Below are 19634 nucleotides of genomic sequence, written 5' to 3'. Positions count from 1 at the left end.
GTCTCCTAGAACCGGACCCAGGGGCCGAAGCGCTCGAACGGCAGGCCGAGCCCGTAGCTGAAGACCGCAACCGAAAAGATCGTCAGCAGCAGCGACAGGATGATCGCGAAGAACACGTTCATCTTTTGCGATGCGAAGCAGGCGATGAAGGCGGTGAGGAACAGTGACGGTGCAAATCCGAGCCCGCGCACCGTCAGCCCGAAGAACACCGGTGCCGGCAGGATGAAGAGCATGCCGCGCCAGGCAAACGGGTCGATCGGCTCGCCCTCGACCCGCAGCGCCTGAATGAAGATGATCGCGCCGAGAAGCACGAGCACGGCGGCAAGCACCAGCGGGAAATAACCAGGCCCCATGCGCACTGACGTGCCGAGGTCGAGCCCCAGCGACTGGATGGCGAAGAAAGCGCCGGTCGCGACGAAAAGCGCGCCGCAAATCGCATTGGTGGTATCGAAACTGATGGATTTCATGGTGTCTCCTGGGGAGATGGTTCGTGACGCACTGCTGCTGCGATTGCCCTCATCCGCCTGCCGGCACCTTCTCACCGCATGCGGGGAGAAGGGAAATAGCTGCAAGCCCTTCGCCCTTTGCCGCCGTTGAGTGACGCAAGTCCCCTCTCCCCGTTCACGGGGAGAGGGTTAGGGTGAGGGGCTCTTTCGGCATGCCTGGACGAGGATAACCCTCAGTCGGCATATTCGCCAGCGGCCTCGATCACCGGCTTCCAACGGGCGATCTCGCTTTCGAGTTTGGCCTTCAGCGCAGCCGGCGTCGCATCGGCGTCGGAGGATGGCGCCGTGCCGAGCTCGGCGAAGCGGGCGCCGACATTCGGATCCTTCAGCGCCACCTGCAGCGCCTTCGACAGACGTTCGTTGATTTCAGCCGGCGTGCCCTTCGGCGTATAGATGCCGTGCCAGATGCCGACTTCAAAACCCGGCAGACCCGCTTCGACTGCCGTCGGAATGTCCTTCATCACCTCGAGCCGCTTGGGCGAGGTCACGGCATAGGCCTTGATCGTGCCGCCTTGGATCTGCTTCGTCGTGTTGGTCGTCTGGTCGCACATGACGTCGACCTGACCGCCGAGAAGATCGGTCATGGCAGGGCCGGTGCCCTTATAGGGAACGGTCGTCAGCGGCGTCTGGATGGCGCTCATGAACATCATGCCGCAGAGATGCGAGGCCGCACCGATGCCGGCATTGGCGACCGTCACCTTGTCCTTGTTGGCCTTGATATAATCGATCAGCCCCTTGAGGTCGGCCGGCTCCATGTCCTTGCGGGCGACGATCGTCATCGGCACCTCGGTGACGAGGCCGACATAGTCGAAGGCGCCAAGCGTGTCATAGGCGAGCTTGCGATAAAGCGTGGCGCTGGTCGCCATGCCGATATGGTGCAGCAGGACGGTGTAACCGTCGGGATCGGCATTCGCCACGCGGCCGGCGCCGAGCGTGCCGCCGGCGCCGCCGACATTTTCGACGACGATCTGCTGGCCGAGATCCTTCGACATGGATTCGGCGACCAGGCGCGCGACGGTATCGGTCGGGCCGCCGGCCGCAAAGGGCACGACCATGGTGATGGTGCGTTCGGGATAGGTCTGCGCCGAAGCGGCGCCGGCGAGAAGAGAGACCGCGGCAGCCGCGGTCAGGCCGAGCATGGCCTTCAGAATTTTCATCGTTTCCTCCCTGATGAAATAAGCGAACCCGCCGACACATCCTCCGCGCCGGTTCGGATAACCTATTTGCCGCCTGGAAAAATCGACCCGCAATCATTGCAGTCGCTTTCGAAAGACGATTTTATGACAGTGCGATGCAGCATGGGTCGATTTGGAAACAAACGGCTCTGTCGGCGGGTGGAAATCCACCCATCGTACCGCGAAAATTGCAGCGCTGCCCCAGCACCCGGCTAGCTTTCGGTGGTGAGCATGCGCTTGTCGAGACCATATTTCTGCATCTTTTCGTAGAGGGTCTTCCGGGAAATGCCGAGCGACTCATAGACCGGCCTGAGGCTGCCGCCATGCGCCACCAGCGCGCTGGCAATGACCCCGCGTTCGAATTCGGCGACGCGCTCCGCAAGCCCGGTTGCCTCCTCGGCTTGCCGCCCGCCATTGTCGAGACCGAGGACCAGGCGGTCGGCGGCATTCCTCAGCTCACGCACATTGCCGGGCCAGTCGCGCTGAGCAATGTCGGAAATCACGTCGGGCGGCACGGTCATCTCGTCGCGGCCGTAGCGGGCCGCCGCCTCCCGCACCAGCTGCAGGAAAAGCAGCGGAACATCCGCCCGCCGCTGCGACAAAGACGGCACGTGCAGCGTCGCGACGTTCAGCCGATAGAAGAGGTCGGCGCGGAAGCGCCCCGCCGCCACCTCCGCCTCCAGATCGACCTTGCTTGTCGCGATGAAGCGCACGTCGAGCGCCACCACCTCATTCGAACCGAGCCTGGAGATCACCCGCTCCTGCAGCACCCGCAGAAACTTGGCCTGCAGGTCGAACGGCATGGAGCCGATCTCGTCGAGCAGGATCGTGCCGCCGCGCCCATGTTCGAATTTTCCGTAACGCGGCCTTACCGCGCCCGGAAAGGCACCCGCCTCATGGCCGAAGAGCTCGCTCTCGATCAGGTTCGCCGGCAGCGCGGCACAATTGATCGCGATGAACGGCCGGCTTGCCCGGGCACTGATGTCGTGGAGCGCCCGCGCCACCACCTCCTTGCCGGCCCCGGTCTCGCCGACGATCAGCGTATCGGCATCGCTCGCCCCGATCGCCCGGATGCGGTAGCGCAGATCCACCATCACCTGCGTGCGCCCCGGCAGCCGCGCCTCGATATCGTCGCGCTTGCCGGCCACCGCCTTCAGCAGCCGGTTTTCGAGCACCAGGCCGCGCCGCTCCATCGCCCGGCGGATGACGCCGGCAAGCATCTCCGGCGTGAACGGCTTCTCGATGAAATCATAGGCCCCTTCGCGCATCGCCTTCACCGCAAGCTGAACGTCGCCGTGGCCGGTAACGAGAATGACAGGTACCTCCGGGTCGAGCTCGCGGATCTTCTGCATTAGCGTCATGCCGTCGATGCCGGGCATGCGGATATCGCTGACGACGACGCCGGGAAAGCTGTAGCCGATCAGCTCCAGCACATGGTCGCCGTTCGAATAGGTCTCGACACTGAAGCCGGAGAGCTCCAGCGCCTGCGCCGTCGAACGGCGCAGTTCCTCCTCGTCGTCAACCAGCAGGATCTTCGCATCGTTCATTCCGCTGCCTCCGGCATCAGCCCTGCCGCCGATTGCAGCTCGATGCGGAACACCGCGCCCCCTTCGGGATGATTGGCAGCAGTAAGGCTGCCGCCGAAATCCTTGATGATGTTGTAGGAGATCGAAAGCCCGAGGCCGAGCCCCTTGCCGACGCCCTTCGTCGTGAAGAAGGGATCGAAGATACGCTCGGCGATCGCCGCCGGCACGCCCGGTCCATGGTCCCGCACAGCCAGCACCACCTTGCCGGCCTCCTCGAAGGCCGAAACCTCGATGCGCCGATCATTCAGCCCTTCCACCGCATCGGCCGCATTCGAGATCACGTTCACCAGCACCTGCTGCAGACGCACAGAACCGGCGCGCACCATCGGCGGACGCGGCCCGAGAGCGAGAAGCAGTTCGGCATCCGCCGCCTTCAGTCGCCAGGCGATGATCTCGAGCGTATCGCGCATCGCCTCGTCGAGGGAAACGGGACCGAGCTTCTCGTTGGGCTTGCGGGCGAAGTTGCGCAGGTGCCGGCTGATCGCAGCCATACGGTCGATCAGCCCGCCGATACGCCGGATATTGTCCCGCGCCTCCTCCGTCCGCCCACGGTCGATGAGAACGGAGGCGCTGTCCGTATAGGTCTTGGCGGCGGCGAGCGGCTGGTTGAACTCGTGCGAAAGGGCAGCCGACATCTGCCCCAGCCCGGCAAGCTTGCCCGCCTGGATCAGATCGGCCTGCGTCTGTCGCAGCTGCTGCTCGGTCAGCCGCCGTTCGGCGATTTCTTCTTCTATGCGGCTGTTGACGCGGGCAAGATCGGCTGTGCGCTCCTCGACGCGCCGTTCCAGCTCGTTGCGGGCTTCGGCTTGCATCTGCATGCGCTCGGCAAGCCGCGCCCGCCTCTGGCGCAGAACCGCGACCGCGAGCCCGGTGATGCAGAGGAAGAGAAACACTGCCACAAGCGCCGTGCGTGCCTGGGCACGGATGGAACTCGTCTCCATCAGCACGTTCACCGTCCAGTCCTCGGCCGGCATATAATGCGAGAGCACCAGAAATTCGCTCGAACCGCGCTCGCCGGCCAGCGTCATCAGCTCATGCTGCTCGAAGTGGTGACGCGTCACCGGCAGCGCCGCCAGCCTGGCATTGGCATAACGCCGCGACGCCTCGGTGCGGGCGACGCGGTCGGCCGTCAGCGGCAGAATGGCGCCATAGAGCCATTCCGGGCTGCCGGACATGAAGATGATGCCCTCCGGATCGGAGACGAAAATCTTGTATTCGCCGCCGCCCCAGGAGGATTCGATCATGTCGATATCGACCTTGAAGACGATGACGCCACGAATATTCGCGCCGGTTCGGATCGGTGCGGCAAAATAATAGCCGCGCTTCAGCGAGGTGGTGCCGAGCGCGTAAAACCGTGCCTGCCGGCCTTCGATCGCATCCTGGAAATAGGGCCTGTAGCTGAAATTCTGCCCGACGAAACTTGCAGGCCCATCGTAATTGCTGGCCGCGATCGTCTCTCCGTCTGGCTTGACCACATAGATATCGGAGGATTTCAGAAGCCCGTTGATCTCCTTGAGATAAAGATTGGCCGCATCGCGCAGCGCCGCATCGTCAGGCGCGCTCACCAGTTCCTTGATGTCGTCGTGATCCGCGATCAGCGCCGGCAGCGCCTCGTAGCGGTTGAGATGGCCGCTGAGTGCCGAAACGGCAAGGCGCAGCGCCGTTCCCGCCTGCGCCGAGGCTTCCTCCATATAGGCGCGCGTCGCAATCGCGCTCCCATAGGTGAAAAAGGCGAAGATGATCAGCGGCACCACCAGCAACGCCGCTATCGCACGATATCTCGAAGACAGAACCGGCTCCTCCCCTTTTCTGCCTCCACTCCCCAGCGAGGCATACCCAACGCACCGAGTTTAAAGGGGTGGGTAGGGATTTCCAAGGGGCCGCCGAAACTTGACACCCGGCAGGGGCGGATGTCCTATTGCTGCACCGCAAGGAGGCCCCGCCCATGAGCGACGACCAGACGCCCGCCGACAGCAAACTCACCACATCCAAGCGCCGCTGGGCGGCAGAGGGCAAGTTCCTGACCGGCCGTATCAGCCGTCCCGAAGCCGAGCGCCTGCCGCCCGGCCAGCACCTTGTCAAGAACTGGCCGGTACTCGACCTCGGCCAGCAGCCTGTCATCTCGACCGAGACCTGGCGGCTCGATGTGCGCGGCCTCGTCGAAACGACGCGCACCCTCACCTGGGCCGACTTCCAGGCGATCGAACAGAGCACGGGGTTGAGCGATATCCACTGCGTCACCACCTGGTCGCGCTACGACAACAAATGGAAGGGCGTTTCGACGCGCGATCTGCTCGACCTTGCCATGCCGAAGCCGGAGGCAGCTTACGTCATGCTGACGAGCTACGACGGCTATACCACGAACCTGCCGCTCGCCGATTTCGCCGCCGAGGATGCGATCCTCGCCACCGCCTGGGAAGGCCTGCCGCTGACGCCGGAGCATGGCGGCCCGATGCGCCTCGTCGTGCCGCATCTCTATTTCTGGAAAAGCGCCAAATGGCTGCGCCGCATCGAGCTGATGCCCGCCGATCAGGCCGGCTTCTGGGAAAAGAACGGCTACCACATCTATGGCGATCCGTGGCGCGAGCAGCGCTATTCCGACGACTGAACTTTCGGCCGCGAGAAACGGCGAAGCGCAAACACGCCAAGGCCGAACAAAGAGGCAAGCCCCGTCAGCGACGCCATGCTGGCGGCATGGAATGGGATCCCGCTCCAGCACGGCTTGACGATATCGGCGGTGTTGAAGCCTTCGCCGCTGAAGCGGCAGCTGATGAGCGCAAGCCCGCGCCGCACCATGTCGGCGTCGACCGCGGAAATGATTTCACCCGCAGCAGCAGCCTCCCGCGGCATCTCGCGCATCGAAAGCAACACCGCCTTGGTCGCGGCGAGATAGGCATGGGCGCATTCGTTGAACGGGCTTGCCTCATCCGTCACGCTGCCCGGCATCCGGCCCCACAGACAGTAGGAATACTGGATCTCGGCATAGTTCAGCACGCGCCGGAACGGCTCGTTCGTCTCGACGGCGCGGGATGCAAGACCGATGATCCGACCGCGATAGTCAGACATGACAGCCATCTCGCCATGGGAAATCTCCGGGATATCCAGCCCGGCATGGCTGCCGCCGTCGCTGCTGCGGCTATGGGCAAAAGCGCTTCCAGCGACCACACAAAAAAACGCGGCGGCAGAAAGCGCCGTCAGCAGCAGTGATCTGGCTCTGTCGTTTTTCATAATCGCCCGAAAGTTCAGGGCGCCGGCAAAGCGGCGCCCTTCGATGCGTTCAGTGAAATGCCGTTGCCGGCCGGCTGCGTTGTCCGCCCCTGACCGCAAGTCGCTTTTCCGCCAGCGCCCCGAAGGCGAGACCGAGCGTTGCCCAGAGGATCACATGCATGCCGAGTGAGGTCGTGCGGAACCGCCAGAGCACCATCGCCGAGAGGTTCTCCGGCACCTCGTTGATCGGCGGCAGCAGGTAGAGCACGACGCCGATGAAGACGAGATAGGCGATGCCGGCGATGATCGCGCCGTTCCAGAGACCGAAGCGCTCGGAAAGACGACGCGACAGCGCCACAGCAGCGACGAGCGCAGCAAGCGACGCGACGATCATCAGGAAGAACAGCTCGGTCCTGGCGCCGATCGTATCGGGATTGCCGACCGCCGGCGGGTTGGCCGGATACTTGATCCCGGGAACGAGGACGACCGCCACGAAGGCGGCAATGGCGATGACGGCCGAGGTGCCGCGCGGCGAAAGGCTGCTGAAGCGGCCGTGCACGAAAGCGAAAGCGAGCGCGAAGAGCCCGCCGACGGCGACGCTGTAGGCCATGACGCCGGTGAAAAGGCCGAGACCGGCCTGCGTGGCGCGGCTGACGATTTCAGGTTCGGCAGCCTCGCCGGCCGCCTGGGCGCTCGCCTCCTCAAAGGCGATCGCCGCATCGACCAGCGGCTCGCCGAAGGTATGGGCGAAAGCGAAAACGAGAATGCCAGCCATCAGGCCCGCGAGCATGCCGCGAAGCAGAAGGTTTCCAACCATGTCAGGAACTCCGATCGCGACGCGATTAGTGGCAGGGAAAGCCGAGGAGATGGCGGCCGTCATGCACGAATTCATGCACATACATACCGTTGAACAGCGCTATTGCGCCTTCTTCGGTGCCGACGAAATAGAGGACGATGAGCATCAGCAGGCCGCCGAAGATCGCCCAGGGCAAGATTTCGCCTACAGGGATCGGCGCCGGTACTGCAACGGGCGCGAAAGTGGTGTCAGACATGTATTCCTCCGGGAATGACGCGTTCAGTCGAAAGAGTGCTTGTGCAGTAGGGTCTGACTTCCAGCGCGAAGAGCTTTCGACACGCTGGTCACAGTGGCGCGACCGCGCCGGACTTACACCGGCTTCCAAACCCGCAACAGCACGGTTATATCTGCACGCCGAAGAGACTGTCAACGAAACTTCACAAGCCGGCGAAGGACGCTGTCGCCGCATTCCCGGAGACAAGAACGACCGTGAACACGCGCCTCACCTGGATCTGCCATGGCGCGACGGCAGCAAGCCGCAAGGCCCTGTTCCCGCTCGACGAACCGCTGGAGGACAAGGCAGTGGAGGAAGCCGGCAGGATGATCGCCCCGCCCCGCGCCGACCGTATTGCCACGAGCCCCGCCTTGCGCGCCCGTCAGACTGCTGACGCGCTCGGCCTCGAAGCCCAAATAGATCAGGCGCTTTGCGACTGCGACCATGGCCGCTGGGCCGGCAGGTCGATCACGGCGATCGGGACCGAAGAGCCGGAGAACCTCATGGGGTGGATGAGCGATCCGGAAGCGGCCCCGCATGGCGGCGAGAGCCTTCTTGATCTACGCACGCGCATCGCCGGCTGGATGGATGGCCTGACCGTCCTCGACGGCCACGTCATTGCAATCAGCCATCCGGCCGTCATCCGGACAGCGATCGTGCATGTGCTGCAGGCGCCGCTCTCCTCCTTTTGGCTGAGCGACGTCGAGCCACTTTCCATCATCCGCATGACCAGCAACGGACAGCGCTGGTCTCTGCGCTTCCAGCATTAGAGACTGCTGATCTTATCCAGCTTTGCACAAGCAAATCGCGTCATCTTTGTTGAACCCGGCTTTGCGGGGACTACTTCCTTGTCCCAAGGAGATGGAAGAATGACATATGATTGGAGTGGCGAGCGCACGCGACGCCTGCGTTTCATGCGTGTCGCCACAGTCACGGTTCTGGTCGGTCTCATCGTCAGCGTTCCGCTGCTGATCGTCACCGCCTGAAGCACTGGAAAGGGCGAGCGATGCGATGAGCACGCTCGCCTTCGTTCTTTTCCGGTGGCTGCCGGTCTCCCGAACCACGAAGGGATCACGCTGACAGCGCCGCCCTGGTTTGCCACAGGCTCCGTCAGTCTCTCAGCGGCACAGCAACAGGCTGCCGCCTCCGATAATTCGCCTTCTGGTTTCAACAAACATTTCAGACTTTCGTGATATTTCCGCGAAGGTGGAAATGGAGAAGGCATAATGCCAGTGTTTTTCCAAAGCAGGGCCGGACGGCAATGCGTGTCGATCGTGGTCTCTGGCGTGACCCTCTGGCTTCTCGGCACGCTGCTGCAGCTCGACGACAGCTTGGTCGCCTTCATGACCGGTTTCGGCGAGTACGGCGCCGATAGGCTCGTTCTGGGGCTCGGCATCGCCGGCGCCATGAGCTTTATCTATTCGGTGCTGCGCATCGCCGACCTGCGCAAGGAAATGGACCTGCGCGCGGCCGCCCAGACAAAAGCCGATTGGACCGCGACCCACGACCATCTGACCAAGCTGCCGAACCGCTACGCCTTCGAGCGCAAGATCCTCTCACGCCCGATCGAGGACGACCAGGCCGAGATCGAGGAGTGGGACCGCAACGTCACTATCTTCTCTGTCGACCTAGATGGTTTCAAGAAGGTCAACGATCTTGTCGGCCACAAGGGCGGCGACATCCTGTTGATCGAGGTTGCCAGACGCATCTGCGCGCTCGGCAATGCCGACTGCGTCTATCGCTTCGGCGGCGACGAATTCATCATCGTCGCCTTCGCCCTGTCGGCGCAGCGCGAGGAGCGTTTTGCCAAGCTGCTGATCCAGGCCGTCACCCGACCGATCCATATCGATGGCTTTGCCGTCGAAGTCGGCGCCAGCGTCGGCTATGACCGCTGGGCCGAGGGAGCCGAACCGCTGGAAGATGCCGCCCACCGTGCCGACCTCGCCATGTACGAGGCGAAATCACGTGGACCCAACCACTATTTCGTTTTCGAAGCCTCAATGCAGAACAAGGTAACGGAACGCGCCGCGCTGGAAACCAGGCTGCGCGCTGCAATCTCCAACAAGGCAATCAAACCCTTCTATCAGCCGCTGATCGATCTGAAGACCGGCCAGCTCTGTGGCTTCGAGGCCTTAGCGCGTTGGATCGGTGAGGACGGCGCCAACATCCCGCCTCCGGTCTTCATCGGCATCGCTGAGGAAAACGGTATGATCACCGCATTGTTCGAGGATCTTCTTGCCCAGGCCTGCTGCGACGCCCTCACCTGGCCGGAGCATGTAATGTTGTGCTTCAACGTCTCGCCGGTGCAGATGGAAGACAAATTGCTGACCTCCCGCATCCTTAAGGTCCTTTCGGCAAGCCGGCTGTCACCGCAGCGCCTGGAAGTGGAGATCACCGAAAATGCGCTGATTCAGGATCCCGCCGCGGCCGCGGCCATTCTCGATGAACTGCATGCAGCCGGCATCCAGATCGCACTCGACGATTTCGGTACGGGCTATTCGAGCCTCGCCCAGCTCGCCCGCTACCGTTTCGACAAGATCAAGATCGACAAAAGCTTCATCGACACCTATCGCGACGACGAGCGGCAGGAAAAGATCGTCCGCGCCATGCTCGGCCTCGGCAGGAGTCTCAACATCAAGACGACTGCGGAAGGTATCGAAGAGCACGGCCAGCTCGCCTTCCTGCTTCAGCTCGGCTGCGACGTCGGCCAGGGTTATCTTTTCGGCAAGGCGATGCCCGCCACCGAGGCGAGCATCTTTATCAGTGATCGCAAGACCCGTCTGGCCTTCACGGCCTGACGAAGCGCTCTAACCTTTTGTTTGGACGCAATTCCCGGCAAAACCACTTCACGCTTTGCCGGGAATTTCCTCTAAAAAGCCTGGCGCAGGATGCGTGGTCGAAACCGGCAGGCCGAGATGATCGGCCGAAACGACTGTGACCATCGCCACGACTTCGGCTGCCGCGCCCTGACCATAGGTCAGATGCGTCGTGCGATCTTTTCACCGACGGTGACGACGATGCGCTTCCAGCCCAGCGACAAACCCACGGGTGGGTGAATAAATACCTTTCCGTCAGAAGCCCCGGCACTAAGTTCGGCTATCGTCACGCCCGCAAGGAGTCTTGAAAACATGGCATCGACCGACCTGCTGCTGACCTTCAATGCCGGTTCCTCGACGGTCAAGATCGGCATCTTCGCGATCGACGGCGCACGACGAGGGCATCAAGCGCTACGGCTTCCACGGTAGGGCAGTTGCGCCCCGCAACCCTTGCGGATGGCCTATACACCTTCAAGCCGAACCTTCTCCTTCATGCGCCAGACCCGCGGCGTTTCTCCGGTGTATTTAACGAAGAAGCGCGAGAAATAGGCAGGATCGGCAAAGCCGAGCCGAAATCCGATCTCCTGAACGCTGCCCAGCGTAAAAACCAGCTGGCGTTTCGCCTCTTCGACGAGTTTGCCGGCGATCAATTCATGAGGAGTATTGCCGGTCATCGACCGGACGATACGGGTAAGATGTGTCGGCGAAAGCCCAAGCTCCCTGGCGTAGAAGGACGCGGGCTTGTGTGATCGGAAATGTTGCTGGATGAGCTCGCTCAGCATTTCCATCCGCCGCTCGTTCTCGTTTTCCGGAAGCTCGTGCGCATTCCCCTCATGGGAAATCCTCGCCGTCAGCCGCAGCGCCAAGGCGACATAGGCCGCCAAGGCCTCGTTGCGGCCGCTGCGGCGGTTTTCGAATTCGTCGCCCAGCCGCCTCAACGTCTGCATGACATAGGCAGCCTCGGCATTATCGGGATCGAGCGGCGTCAGATGCGGCGTCGCAAACCATTCGCCGAGGTGGCTTCGGTCGCCGGGCGGATGGCTGAGATGGGATCTCAACAGCGTGATCACCAAGCCGTCGATATCGCGTGAAAAACGAAAGCCGTGATTGAGCCCAGGCGGCACAGTGATGATTGCCGGCGGACGGATGGCATGGCTGTTTTCGCCGAGGATCGCATCGCCCGAACCGCCTTCGATGTACAATATCTGAAAGAAACTCTCGTGTCGGTGCGGGCGAATCTCCCATTGATGCAAGCTGCTGCGGGAGCGAATTGTTTCGCAATGCAACCAAAAATCGGGCTTTCGCCCGGTATTCTCACCGTAGAGTTCGTAGGTAGGGACATGTCTGCTCATCGGGCTCCTCCCGCACCAATGTTCGATTAGTGCAATTTTTTGGTTGGGATGTCCATTGCTGCGGCGGGGACGACACGGCAGAATCTGGCAAAACGCAAAAATGCAGGGAGAAAGCAGTTGCGAACGCAGGTCGCCATCATTGGTTCGGGACCATCCGGCCTGCTGCTCGGCCAGCTCCTGACCGAAGCCGGCATCGACAATGTCATTCTCGATCGTGTGAACAAGGATTACATCCTCGGCCGGGTTCGTGCCGGCGTTCTGGAGGAAGGCACCGTCGGGCTGCTGGATCGGGCAAAAGCCGGGACGCGCCTGCACGCCGAAGGCCTGCCGCATGACGGCTTCTCATTGGCCTTTGACGGACGCGACCATCGCATCGACCTCCACGAATTGACCGGCGGCAGACGGGTGACGGTTTACGGACAGACCGAGGTGACGCGCGATCTCATGGAGCGGCGTGAAGAAAGCGGCTCCCCGTCGATCTACGATGTCGTCGATGTCGCGCCGCATGATTTCGACGGCCATTCTCCCTTCGTCACCTATGTGAAAGACGGTGTTGCCAAGCGCATCGATTGCGACTTCATCGCCGGCTGCGACGGGTTTCACGGCGCCAGCCGCAAGGCCGTCCCGGAACGGGCGATCAGGAGTTTCGAGAAGGTCTATCCCTTCGGCTGGCTGGGAGTGCTTGCCGATGTGGCGCCCGTCAGCCATGAACTGATCTACGCCAACCATCCAAGGGGCTTTGCGCTCTGTTCGATGCGCTCGGCGACCCGCAGCCGCTACTACATCCAATGCGCGCTCGACGAGAAAATCGACGCCTGGAGCGACGATCGCTTCTGGGACGAGTTGAGACGGCGCCTGCCGGTGCATCACGCCGAGGCCTTGGCGACCGCACCGTCCTTCGAGAAATCGATCGCGCCGCTACGCTCTTTCGTCGCTGAACCGATGCGTTTCGACCGGCTTTTCCTGGTTGGCGACGCCGCCCATATCGTCCCGCCGACCGGCGCCAAGGGATTGAACCTTGCCGCCAGCGACGTTCATTATCTTTTCTCCGGGTTGGTCGAGCATTATCGCGAAGGCTCGGATGGCGGCATCGACGCCTACTCGCAAAAGGCGCTCGCCCGCGTGTGGAAAGCCGTGCGGTTTTCCTGGTGGATGACGACGATGATGCATCGTTTTCCGGATACCGGGGATTTCGACCAGAAGATCCAGGAAGCAGAACTCGACTATCTCACCCATTCCCGCGCGGCCTCGACGGCGCTTGCGGAGAACTATGTGGGACTGCCATTCTGATAGGGTTGTCTGAGGTGGGCCATGGACCAGAATTCGACCGTAAAACCGGCCGCCGATAGTTCCGCTCTTCGGCACACAATCATAATAATACAGTTATGGATTACGGTACTTATTTCATTTTACATCACCATTTCGCATGACAGGTTAGCGCTAAATTTTAGCGGCTAACGAATACGGCGCTGGAGTGCGCCCAAAAGGGAGAGAGAGAATGAGGAAACTATTTCTGGCCGCCATTGCGGCAGTCGTCGTGGGCACGAGCGCCCATGCCGACATCATCAAAGTCGGGGTCATCGGTCCGTTTTCCGGTCCGTTCGCGCTCCAGGGCAAAAACTTCAAGGCCGGCATCGACGCCTATATGGCGGTCAACGGCAACAAGGTCGGCAGCGATACGGTCGAGATCGTCTATCGCGACGTGCCGCAGGCAGATCCCGCCCAATCCAAGGCGCTGGCGCAGGAACTGATCGTCAAGGAAAAGGTCCAGTATCTCGCCGGCTTTTATTTCACGCCCGATGCCATGGCGGTGACGCCGATCCTGAAGCAGGGCAATGTGCCGATGGTCATCATGAACGCCGCCACCTCGGCGATCGTGACCAAGAGCCCGCTCGTCGTCCGCACCTCGTTTACCACCTGGCAGACCTCGACGCCGATCGCCAAGGTAGCCTTCGACGCCGGCGTCAAGAAGGTGATTTCCGTCGTCAGCGATTACGGCCCCGGTATCGACGCCGAGAGTGCTTTCAAGGCCGGCTTCGAAAAGGCCGGTGGCCAGGTGGTCGAGGCAATCCGCATGCCGCTTGCCACCAACGATTTCAGCCCGATCATGCAGCGCATCAAGGATTCCGGCGCTGAGGGCGTGTTCGCCTTCCTGCCGTCAGGTCCGACGACGCTCGGCTTCGTCAAGGCTTACAACGACAATGGCCTGAAGGCTGCCGGCATCAAGTTCTTCGCGCCGGGTGACCTCACGCAGGAATCCGATCTGCCGGCGCTCAGCGATGCTGCCCTCGGCATCCAGACGACCTTCCACTACGCCGTGTCGCACGATTCTCCCGAGAACAAGGCTTTCGTCGAGGCGGCGACCAAAGCGATCGGCAACAAGGCCGAACTTTCCTTCCCCTCAGTCAGCGCCTATGACGGCATGTATGTCATCTACAAGATGATCGAGGCGACGGGCGGCAAACAGGATGCTGAGAAGGCCGTCGATGCGGTCAAGGGCCTTGCCTGGACGAGCCCACGCGGCCCGGTTTCGATCGATCCGGAAAGCCGTCACATCACGCAGAACATCTATCTGCGCGAAGTGACGAAAGCCGATGACGGGACCTACATCAACAAGGAGGTCCAGACTTTCGAGAAGCAGGGCGATCCGGGTCTGGCGGCCGTCAAGTAACATAGAGCGTCAAGACAGGTGACATGCTCGGCCTGCGATCAGGCCGAGCCCGTCGCTTGGAAGCAAGGTATTTCCATGCAGACAGTCTTCAGCATAGCCGTCGACGCCCTTGCCTATGGCATGGTGCTGTTCGTGATATCGATCGGCCTTTCGGTGACCATGGGGCTGATGCGTGTCGTCAACCTCGCTCATGGCGCCTTCGCGATGATCGGCGGCTATATCGCCTCCTATGTCGCACGCGACCTCGGCCTCGGTTATGCCGCAGCGGTCATCGCTGCCATTGTCATCACGATCATCGTCGCCATTCCGATCGAGCGTTTTCTTTACCGGCGGATTTACGGCGCGCCGGAACTGACCCAGGTGCTGATGACGATCGGCATCACCTTCTGCGTCATCGGCATCGCCAATTATACAATGGGGCCGACGCTGAAGACCATTCCGCTTGCCGGTGCGCTGCAGGGGTCAGCCGATCTCGGCTTCCGCACCATTCCCGTTCACCGGCTTTTCGTCATCCTCTGCGGCCTCGTCGTGGCGCTCGCCCTCTGGTTTACGATCGACAGGACGAGCTTCGGCGTCAAGCTGCGTGCCTCCGTCGACGATGCTGCAATGGCTGCGGCACTCGGCGTGCGCACTGAGATCATCTATGCGGTGAGCTTTGCCGTTGCCGTCGGTCTTGCCGCCTTCGGCGGCGTGGTCGGGGCCGAACTCCTGCCCGTCGAACCCTATTACGCGCTGCGCTACATGGTGACCTTCCTGGTCGTCGTCTCCGTCGGCGGCGCGGGCTCCATTCCAGGCGCGCTCATCGCCTGCCTGCTGCTGGGCGCGATCGATACGACAGGGCGATATCTGATGCCGGAATTCGGCGAATTCTTCTTCTATCTCGCCGTAATCGCAATCATCTGCGTCTTCCCGCGCGGCCTTGCCGGAAGGGCGAAATAAGATGGCGCTTGTCATGAATGACGAAACCGAAGCTCTCCAGCATCGTCGCAGGTTTATCGGCCGCGATCTTATCGGAATAGCGGTCATCATAGCCATTGCCGCGATCGGCTATTTCGCCTTCCCCGATAATCTCGCCCTTCTGACCCGGATGATCACGATCGCGCTGCTCGTCCTGTCGCTCGATCTCGTGACCGGTTATTGCGGCGTCGCCACCCTCGGCCATGCAGCGCTTTTCGGCTCCGGCGCCTATGCCGCCGGGATCCTGTCGGCGCATTACGGCATCAATGACCCGCTGCTGATGATGCTGGCCGGCATTGCTGGCGGCGCGGTTGCCGGGCTGCTCTGCGGCGCCATCATCCTGCGTGCGCATGGGCTGCCGCAGCTGGTGCTGTCGATTGCGCTGATCAACCTCTTCCATGAATTCGCCAACAAGGCCTCGTCCTGGACAGGCGGCAGCGATGGACTGTCCGGCATCGCGCCGGATCCGGTCTTCGGCCTCTTCGAATTCGATCTCTATGGTCACACCGCCTTCTTCTTCGGAATGGCGCTGCTGCTGATCGTCTTCGTGCTGCTACGGTTCCTGGTCCGCTCGCCCTTCGGCATGCTCTGCCGCGCCATCAAGCAGGACCCGCTGCGCATCCGCGCCATGGGCGCTTCGCCGAAGGCAGCTCTGATCAGGATGTACGCGATATCAGGCGCCGTTGCCGGTGTCGGCGGCGCCTTGAACGCGATTTCGACACAGGTCGTCGGCCTCGACAGCCTGTCTTTCACGCAGTCGGCCGAAGCGCTTGTCATGCTGGTGCTCGGCGGCACCGGTTCTCTCTTCGGTGCGCTCTCCGGCACTGTTATCTTCATGCTCTTCGAGGACTATGTCTCAGCCGCCAATCCCTTCCACTGGCTGACCATGGTCGGCGCGCTGCTGATCGCCGTCGTGCTCTTTGCGCCGAAAGGTCTCTATGGCACGGCCGCAGCCTTCGTTGGCCGCCGCGGGGAGCAGCGCTCATGAGCCCGGTCTTCGAAGTCGCCAATCTCAAGAAAGCCTTCGGCGGCCTGGCCGTCACCAATAATGTCTCGCTCACGATGTCGCCTGGCGATCGCATCGCGCTGATCGGCCCGAACGGCGCCGGCAAGACCACCTTCGTCAACCTCGTAACCGGCAATCTATTGCCCGACTCCGGCGAGGTTCGCCTCGGCGGCGAGGTGGTGACGAAGGTCGATGCGATCGGCAGGGTCAGACGCGGCCTTGTCCGCTCCTTTCAGGTGACGCGGCTCTTCCAGGACATGACGCCGGCCGAACATGTGGGACTTGCCGTCCTTCAGCGCGATGGAAAGACCGGGCATATGTTCGGCAATTTCCTGCGTATGCCCGATGTCATGGCGGAGGTCGACGATCTCCTTGGAAAACTCGGGCTGGCTTTCCTGATGCATCGCAAGGTCAGCGAAATCGCCTATGGCCAGCAGCGGCTTCTTGAGATCGCCGTGGCGCTGGCATTGAAGCCGAAAGTGCTGCTGCTCGACGAGCCCGCAGCCGGCGTGCCGCAAAGCGATACCGGCCGCATCGAGCAGGCGCTCGCCGATCTGCCCGCCGATCTCGCGGTGCTGATGATCGAACACGACATGGATCTCGTCTTCCGTTTTGCCAGACGCGTCATCGTGCTTGCATCAGGCACGATCATCTTCGACGGCCTGCCGGAAGACGTCACCAAGGATGCGCGCGTGCGCGAGGCCTATCTCGGGAGCTATGCCAATGCCAGCCATATCGCTTGAGGTCGAGAACCTGTCGGCCGGATATGGGCCGACGAGAGTGCTCGAAGGCATTTCCTTCTCCGTACCGGCAGGTGCCCGGCTTGCCGTGCTCGGCCGCAACGGCATGGGCAAGACCACACTGCTCGCGACGCTTGCCGGGCAGACCAGGCGATACGAGGGCAGCATCCATCTCGGCGGTTCGGATGTCACGACGGCACCGAGTGCTGCACGCGCGCATAAAGGCCTCGGATATGTGCCGCAGGCACGCTGCGTCTTCCCAACGCTGACGGTTGAAGAAAACCTTTTCGTCGGCTTGAAGGCGCGACCGAAGACGGCGCTGGAGGAAGCCTATGCGATGTTCCCGCGCCTCAAGGAGCGCCGCCGCAACCTCGGCAGCCAGCTTTCCGGCGGCGAGCAGCAGATGCTCTCCACCGCCCGCACCATTCTCGGCCGCCCCTCCGTCCTGCTGCTTGACGAACCGCTGGAGGGCCTTGCGCCCGTTATCTGCGAGGAACTGATGGCGGCCTTCGCCGACCTCGCCAAGACGGGAGACATGACCATCCTGCTGGTCGAGCAGCGCATCCAGAGCGCGCTCGATTTCGCCGATCGGATCGTCATTCTCGAACGCGGCAGACTGGCCTGGACCGGAACGCCGGAAAATCTCACCAGGGATCACGAGGCTGTCGAGAGCCTGCTCGGGGTCGGCGGCCTGCATTGACGCATGGCCGGCGGAATCATCGGCGTTTCCGGATCCCTCGCTTCCTCCTGAAAGTTACGCTTGGCACGCCGAGCAATTCATGCAGTATATCGTCATTATGACGTCATCGTTGACCTGTCATTATTATGCTGTCGGGAACGTTTTCTGCCGGCGAAAGTGATAATCGTCTGAAGAGGCCGGAAATGCCATGACCGACGAGGCGACGGCGGCGTAAGACAGGCGTAAAATCTTGGATGATAGGCAGGATCGGCGTCGATTCCGGCCTTTTTACTTGGATGTTGGAGTTATAGCCAATCGGAATTTGCTGGCCTTGATGGGTTGGAATTATCCGATGCTCCATCGATTTCTGTTGTCAAGACACTCGATAAAGTTGCACACTGAAACCGCCTATCAAACGGGGGGATAGAAATGGCAAACCACAAGCCGGTCGCAGGTGATGTATACCAGCCTATTTTCAACATCGACAACCCGATCGACGGCAACATCCTGGACAATACCAGTTCGGTGGATGCCGACGGAGATCAGGTGCGTCTCAACTTCGTCAATGGGCAGCGAATTCCGCAACCGGCCGATCCGAACGGGCCTGCCACGACCACCACAGTCGAGGGAAAATACGGCACTCTAACCGTCTATTCCAATGGTAACTACAGCTATGAGCTCGATCACACCAACCCGGTGGTATCAGCGCTCGGCCCGGGAGACCAACTCGTCGACCAGTTCAATTTCAAGATCTCGGATGGCAAAGGCGCGACCGACTTCGGCTTGCTCAACATCGCGGTCGACCTGCCGGAACGCGGCGACGTCTTCGTGAATTTCGAGGATGTCGGCAACCACGACTTCCCGACGGGCTACAAAGGCTTCGATTGGGGCGCTTGGTACGATGGTGACGACGCGACTGTGCGGGAGGAGGCGGATGGCAACCACTATCTGGGAGGAGGCGTGTTCTGGACACCCATCCAAGCCGCCGATGGCGGCAACTTTCAGATCGAGCAATTCAGTGTCGCAAACGGCACATCGGACTATGACAACGTTCTGACGATCGAAGGTAAGCTGGACGGCGATACCGTATTCTTGGTCACGGTCAACGTCACCGCCGACAGCATTCATGACCCGCAAGTGATCGATCTCAGCGCCTACGGCGAAATCGACCAACTCGTGCTCGACACCGAACCCGTCATCAACGAAACGAGCGGCCCGGATTATTACGGCGCGCAATACGACAACTTTCATTTCATCGTTTGATTGATGGGGAAAGGGCGCCGCATCACCAAAGTCTGTGCACCTTCACCGACTGCGTTCTGCGGCGCCTATCTAGGTACCAATTTCTTGCGATAGCTGACGGGCCTGCATCTTGCTAGCATTGGATCGTTCGAGGGGGCACGATTATGCTGGGATGGAGGAAATGATGCAGCCAGTCGGGATCAGGTTAGCGGCGGTCGTGTTCTCGCTCGCCGTATGGACTATCATTATCGCTGTCGCATCCCACCTTTGGGCGACGAAGATGCCTCTGTTGCTTCTGACGCTCTACAGATAGGCCTGTCCTCGCCGTTGGCGCGAATCCTGCAGATCAGGGCCGGACTGGTTTTGTCCCTCGCCGCCACGTTGGCGATGCGACCAAGGTGCTGCCAAGGCCGCCGGAACCGGCTCAAAATCGAGCCGCAAAAATCGCCAATTCTGCAATGAAAAGATGGTAGCGGAGGAGGGATTTGAACCCCCGACACAAGGATTATGATTCCTCTGCTCTGACCTACTGAGCTACTCCGCCACTGGTCAACGATACCCGCTCGCGAAGCGATGCCGGTTCGTGGGATGAGCGGCTTATAAGGTGCGCTTCGGCTTTGTGTCAAG

Annotated in this window: 18 protein-coding genes, 1 tRNA gene and 1 pseudogene; 10 read left to right on the top strand and 10 right to left on the bottom strand. The window is 61.5% G+C overall.

What is annotated here, in order from left to right; all coding sequences use genetic code 11:
* Positions 1-5: 5 nt before the first annotated feature.
* The 4 genes from RWK44_RS25645 to RWK44_RS25630 form a co-directional block, all read right to left on the bottom strand.
* Entirely contained in the window at positions 6-467 is a 462-nt protein-coding gene (locus tag RWK44_RS25645; RefSeq protein ID WP_316029572.1) for a tripartite tricarboxylate transporter TctB family protein, read from the bottom strand.
* 212 nt (positions 468-679) lie between these two features.
* Complete coding sequence (locus tag RWK44_RS25640; protein ID WP_316029571.1) at positions 680-1663, bottom strand: tripartite tricarboxylate transporter substrate-binding protein; 984 nt, start codon at positions 1661-1663, stop codon at positions 680-682.
* Between the two features lie 230 nt (positions 1664-1893).
* Positions 1894-3228, bottom strand: coding sequence for a sigma-54-dependent transcriptional regulator (locus RWK44_RS25635; RefSeq protein WP_065281141.1), 1335 nt, complete (start codon positions 3226-3228; stop codon positions 1894-1896).
* Positions 3225-5024 (bottom strand): sensor histidine kinase, encoded by a 1800-nt coding sequence (locus RWK44_RS25630; protein ID WP_376776654.1) that lies wholly within the window; start codon positions 5022-5024, stop codon positions 3225-3227. Before RWK44_RS25630 ends, RWK44_RS25635 begins: the two co-directional genes overlap by 4 nt.
* Before the next feature lie 188 nt (positions 5025-5212).
* On the opposite strand from RWK44_RS25630, the gene RWK44_RS25625 reads away from it, so the two are divergent.
* Positions 5213-5875, top strand: coding sequence for a sulfite oxidase-like oxidoreductase (locus tag RWK44_RS25625; protein WP_131665478.1), 663 nt, complete (start codon positions 5213-5215; stop codon positions 5873-5875).
* Here RWK44_RS25625 and RWK44_RS25620 read toward each other — a convergent pair.
* Genes RWK44_RS25620 through RWK44_RS25610 form a run of 3 tightly spaced genes read right to left on the bottom strand, consistent with a single transcriptional unit; the run spans position 5860 to position 7526 of the window.
* Entirely contained in the window at positions 5860-6495 is a 636-nt protein-coding gene (locus tag RWK44_RS25620) for a hypothetical protein (RefSeq protein WP_316029569.1), read from the bottom strand. The two genes, RWK44_RS25625 and RWK44_RS25620, sit on opposite strands and share 16 nt — an antisense overlap.
* 49 nt (positions 6496-6544) lie before the next feature.
* Entirely contained in the window at positions 6545-7291 is a 747-nt protein-coding gene (locus RWK44_RS25615) for a CbtA family protein (RefSeq protein ID WP_316029568.1), read from the bottom strand.
* 25 nt (positions 7292-7316) lie between these two features.
* Entirely contained in the window at positions 7317-7526 is a 210-nt protein-coding gene (locus RWK44_RS25610; protein WP_020051492.1) for a CbtB domain-containing protein, read from the bottom strand.
* A 233-nt stretch (positions 7527-7759) separates the two neighbouring features.
* Between RWK44_RS25610 and RWK44_RS25605 the strand changes: the two genes are divergently transcribed.
* Entirely contained in the window at positions 7760-8314 is a 555-nt protein-coding gene (locus tag RWK44_RS25605) for a histidine phosphatase family protein (RefSeq protein ID WP_316029567.1), read from the top strand.
* 456 nt (positions 8315-8770) lie between these two features.
* A complete protein-coding gene (locus tag RWK44_RS25600; RefSeq protein WP_316029566.1) occupies positions 8771-10342 on the top strand; it encodes a putative bifunctional diguanylate cyclase/phosphodiesterase in 1572 nt (523 codons plus the stop codon).
* Between the two features lie 90 nt (positions 10343-10432).
* On the opposite strand, the pseudogene RWK44_RS25595 reads toward RWK44_RS25600, so the two are convergent.
* Both RWK44_RS25595 and RWK44_RS25590 read right to left on the bottom strand, forming a co-directional pair.
* Positions 10433-10590 (bottom strand): annotated as a pseudogene (locus tag RWK44_RS25595) (inorganic phosphate transporter); the annotation flags it as partial.
* Positions 10591-10821: 231 nt separating this feature from the next.
* The gene (locus RWK44_RS25590) at positions 10822-11712 is read right to left on the bottom strand and encodes a helix-turn-helix domain-containing protein (protein ID WP_221947490.1); all 891 of its coding nucleotides are present in this window, start codon (positions 11710-11712) and stop codon (positions 10822-10824) included.
* Between the two features lie 117 nt (positions 11713-11829).
* On the opposite strand from RWK44_RS25590, the gene pobA reads away from it, so the two are divergent.
* The 7 genes from pobA to RWK44_RS25555 all read left to right on the top strand — a co-directional run bounded on the left by pobA (position 11830) and on the right by RWK44_RS25555 (position 19028).
* The gene (gene pobA / locus RWK44_RS25585; RefSeq protein ID WP_316029565.1) at positions 11830-13002 is read left to right on the top strand and encodes a 4-hydroxybenzoate 3-monooxygenase; all 1173 of its coding nucleotides are present in this window, start codon (positions 11830-11832) and stop codon (positions 13000-13002) included.
* Between the two features lie 208 nt (positions 13003-13210).
* On the top strand, positions 13211-14383 hold the full coding sequence (locus RWK44_RS25580; protein WP_168284684.1) for an ABC transporter substrate-binding protein: 1173 nt from the start codon (positions 13211-13213) through the stop codon (positions 14381-14383).
* Positions 14384-14458: 75 nt separating this feature from the next.
* Entirely contained in the window at positions 14459-15322 is an 864-nt protein-coding gene (locus RWK44_RS25575; protein ID WP_168284686.1) for a branched-chain amino acid ABC transporter permease, read from the top strand.
* Between the two features lies 1 nt (position 15323).
* A complete protein-coding gene (locus RWK44_RS25570) occupies positions 15324-16328 on the top strand; it encodes a branched-chain amino acid ABC transporter permease (protein WP_222062541.1) in 1005 nt (334 codons plus the stop codon).
* Positions 16325-17089 carry an ABC transporter ATP-binding protein gene (locus tag RWK44_RS25565; RefSeq protein WP_168284690.1) on the top strand — a complete coding sequence of 255 codons (765 nt, stop codon included), beginning with the start codon at positions 16325-16327 and terminating at the stop codon, positions 17087-17089. Before RWK44_RS25570 ends, RWK44_RS25565 begins: the two co-directional genes overlap by 4 nt.
* Positions 17070-17786: an ABC transporter ATP-binding protein gene (locus RWK44_RS25560; RefSeq protein WP_316029564.1), complete on the top strand. Its 717-nt coding sequence runs from the start codon at positions 17070-17072 to the stop codon at positions 17784-17786. Before RWK44_RS25565 ends, RWK44_RS25560 begins: the two co-directional genes overlap by 20 nt.
* A 408-nt stretch (positions 17787-18194) precedes the next feature.
* Positions 18195-19028 carry a VCBS domain-containing protein gene (locus RWK44_RS25555; protein ID WP_168284695.1) on the top strand — a complete coding sequence of 278 codons (834 nt, stop codon included), beginning with the start codon at positions 18195-18197 and terminating at the stop codon, positions 19026-19028.
* 446 nt (positions 19029-19474) lie between these two features.
* Here RWK44_RS25555 and RWK44_RS25550 read toward each other — a convergent pair.
* Positions 19475-19551: transfer RNA gene (locus RWK44_RS25550), tRNA-Met, on the bottom strand.
* Positions 19552-19634 lie beyond the last annotated feature (83 nt).

It is taken from the genome of Rhizobium sp. 25PS6, assembly GCF_032464655.1.
In the GTDB taxonomy this organism is placed as follows: Bacteria; Pseudomonadota; Alphaproteobacteria; order Rhizobiales; family Rhizobiaceae; genus Rhizobium; species Rhizobium laguerreae.
This window is presented reverse-complemented; position numbering and strand designations above follow the sequence as displayed.

Coding starts and splice junctions, on each gene's coding strand:
- RWK44_RS25645 (WP_316029572.1), bottom strand. CDS start 467: ATGAAATCCATCAGTTTCGATACCACCAATGCGATTTGCGGCGCGCTT.
- RWK44_RS25640 (WP_316029571.1), bottom strand. CDS start 1,663: ATGAAAATTCTGAAGGCCATGCTCGGCCTGACCGCGGCTGCCGCGGTC.
- RWK44_RS25635 (WP_065281141.1), bottom strand. CDS start 3,228: ATGAACGATGCGAAGATCCTGCTGGTTGACGACGAGGAGGAACTGCGC.
- RWK44_RS25625 (WP_131665478.1), top strand. CDS start 5,213: ATGAGCGACGACCAGACGCCCGCCGACAGCAAACTCACCACATCCAAG.
- RWK44_RS25620 (WP_316029569.1), bottom strand. CDS start 6,495: ATGAAAAACGACAGAGCCAGATCACTGCTGCTGACGGCGCTTTCTGCC.
- RWK44_RS25615 (WP_316029568.1), bottom strand. CDS start 7,291: ATGGTTGGAAACCTTCTGCTTCGCGGCATGCTCGCGGGCCTGATGGCT.
- RWK44_RS25610 (WP_020051492.1), bottom strand. CDS start 7,526: ATGTCTGACACCACTTTCGCGCCCGTTGCAGTACCGGCGCCGATCCCT.
- RWK44_RS25600 (WP_316029566.1), top strand. CDS start 8,771: ATGCCAGTGTTTTTCCAAAGCAGGGCCGGACGGCAATGCGTGTCGATC.
- RWK44_RS25590 (WP_221947490.1), bottom strand. CDS start 11,712: ATGAGCAGACATGTCCCTACCTACGAACTCTACGGTGAGAATACCGGG.
- RWK44_RS25580 (WP_168284684.1), top strand. CDS start 13,211: ATGAGGAAACTATTTCTGGCCGCCATTGCGGCAGTCGTCGTGGGCACG.
- RWK44_RS25575 (WP_168284686.1), top strand. CDS start 14,459: ATGCAGACAGTCTTCAGCATAGCCGTCGACGCCCTTGCCTATGGCATG.
- RWK44_RS25570 (WP_222062541.1), top strand. CDS start 15,324: ATGGCGCTTGTCATGAATGACGAAACCGAAGCTCTCCAGCATCGTCGC.
- RWK44_RS25565 (WP_168284690.1), top strand. CDS start 16,325: ATGAGCCCGGTCTTCGAAGTCGCCAATCTCAAGAAAGCCTTCGGCGGC.
- RWK44_RS25560 (WP_316029564.1), top strand. CDS start 17,070: ATGCCAGCCATATCGCTTGAGGTCGAGAACCTGTCGGCCGGATATGGG.
- RWK44_RS25555 (WP_168284695.1), top strand. CDS start 18,195: ATGGCAAACCACAAGCCGGTCGCAGGTGATGTATACCAGCCTATTTTC.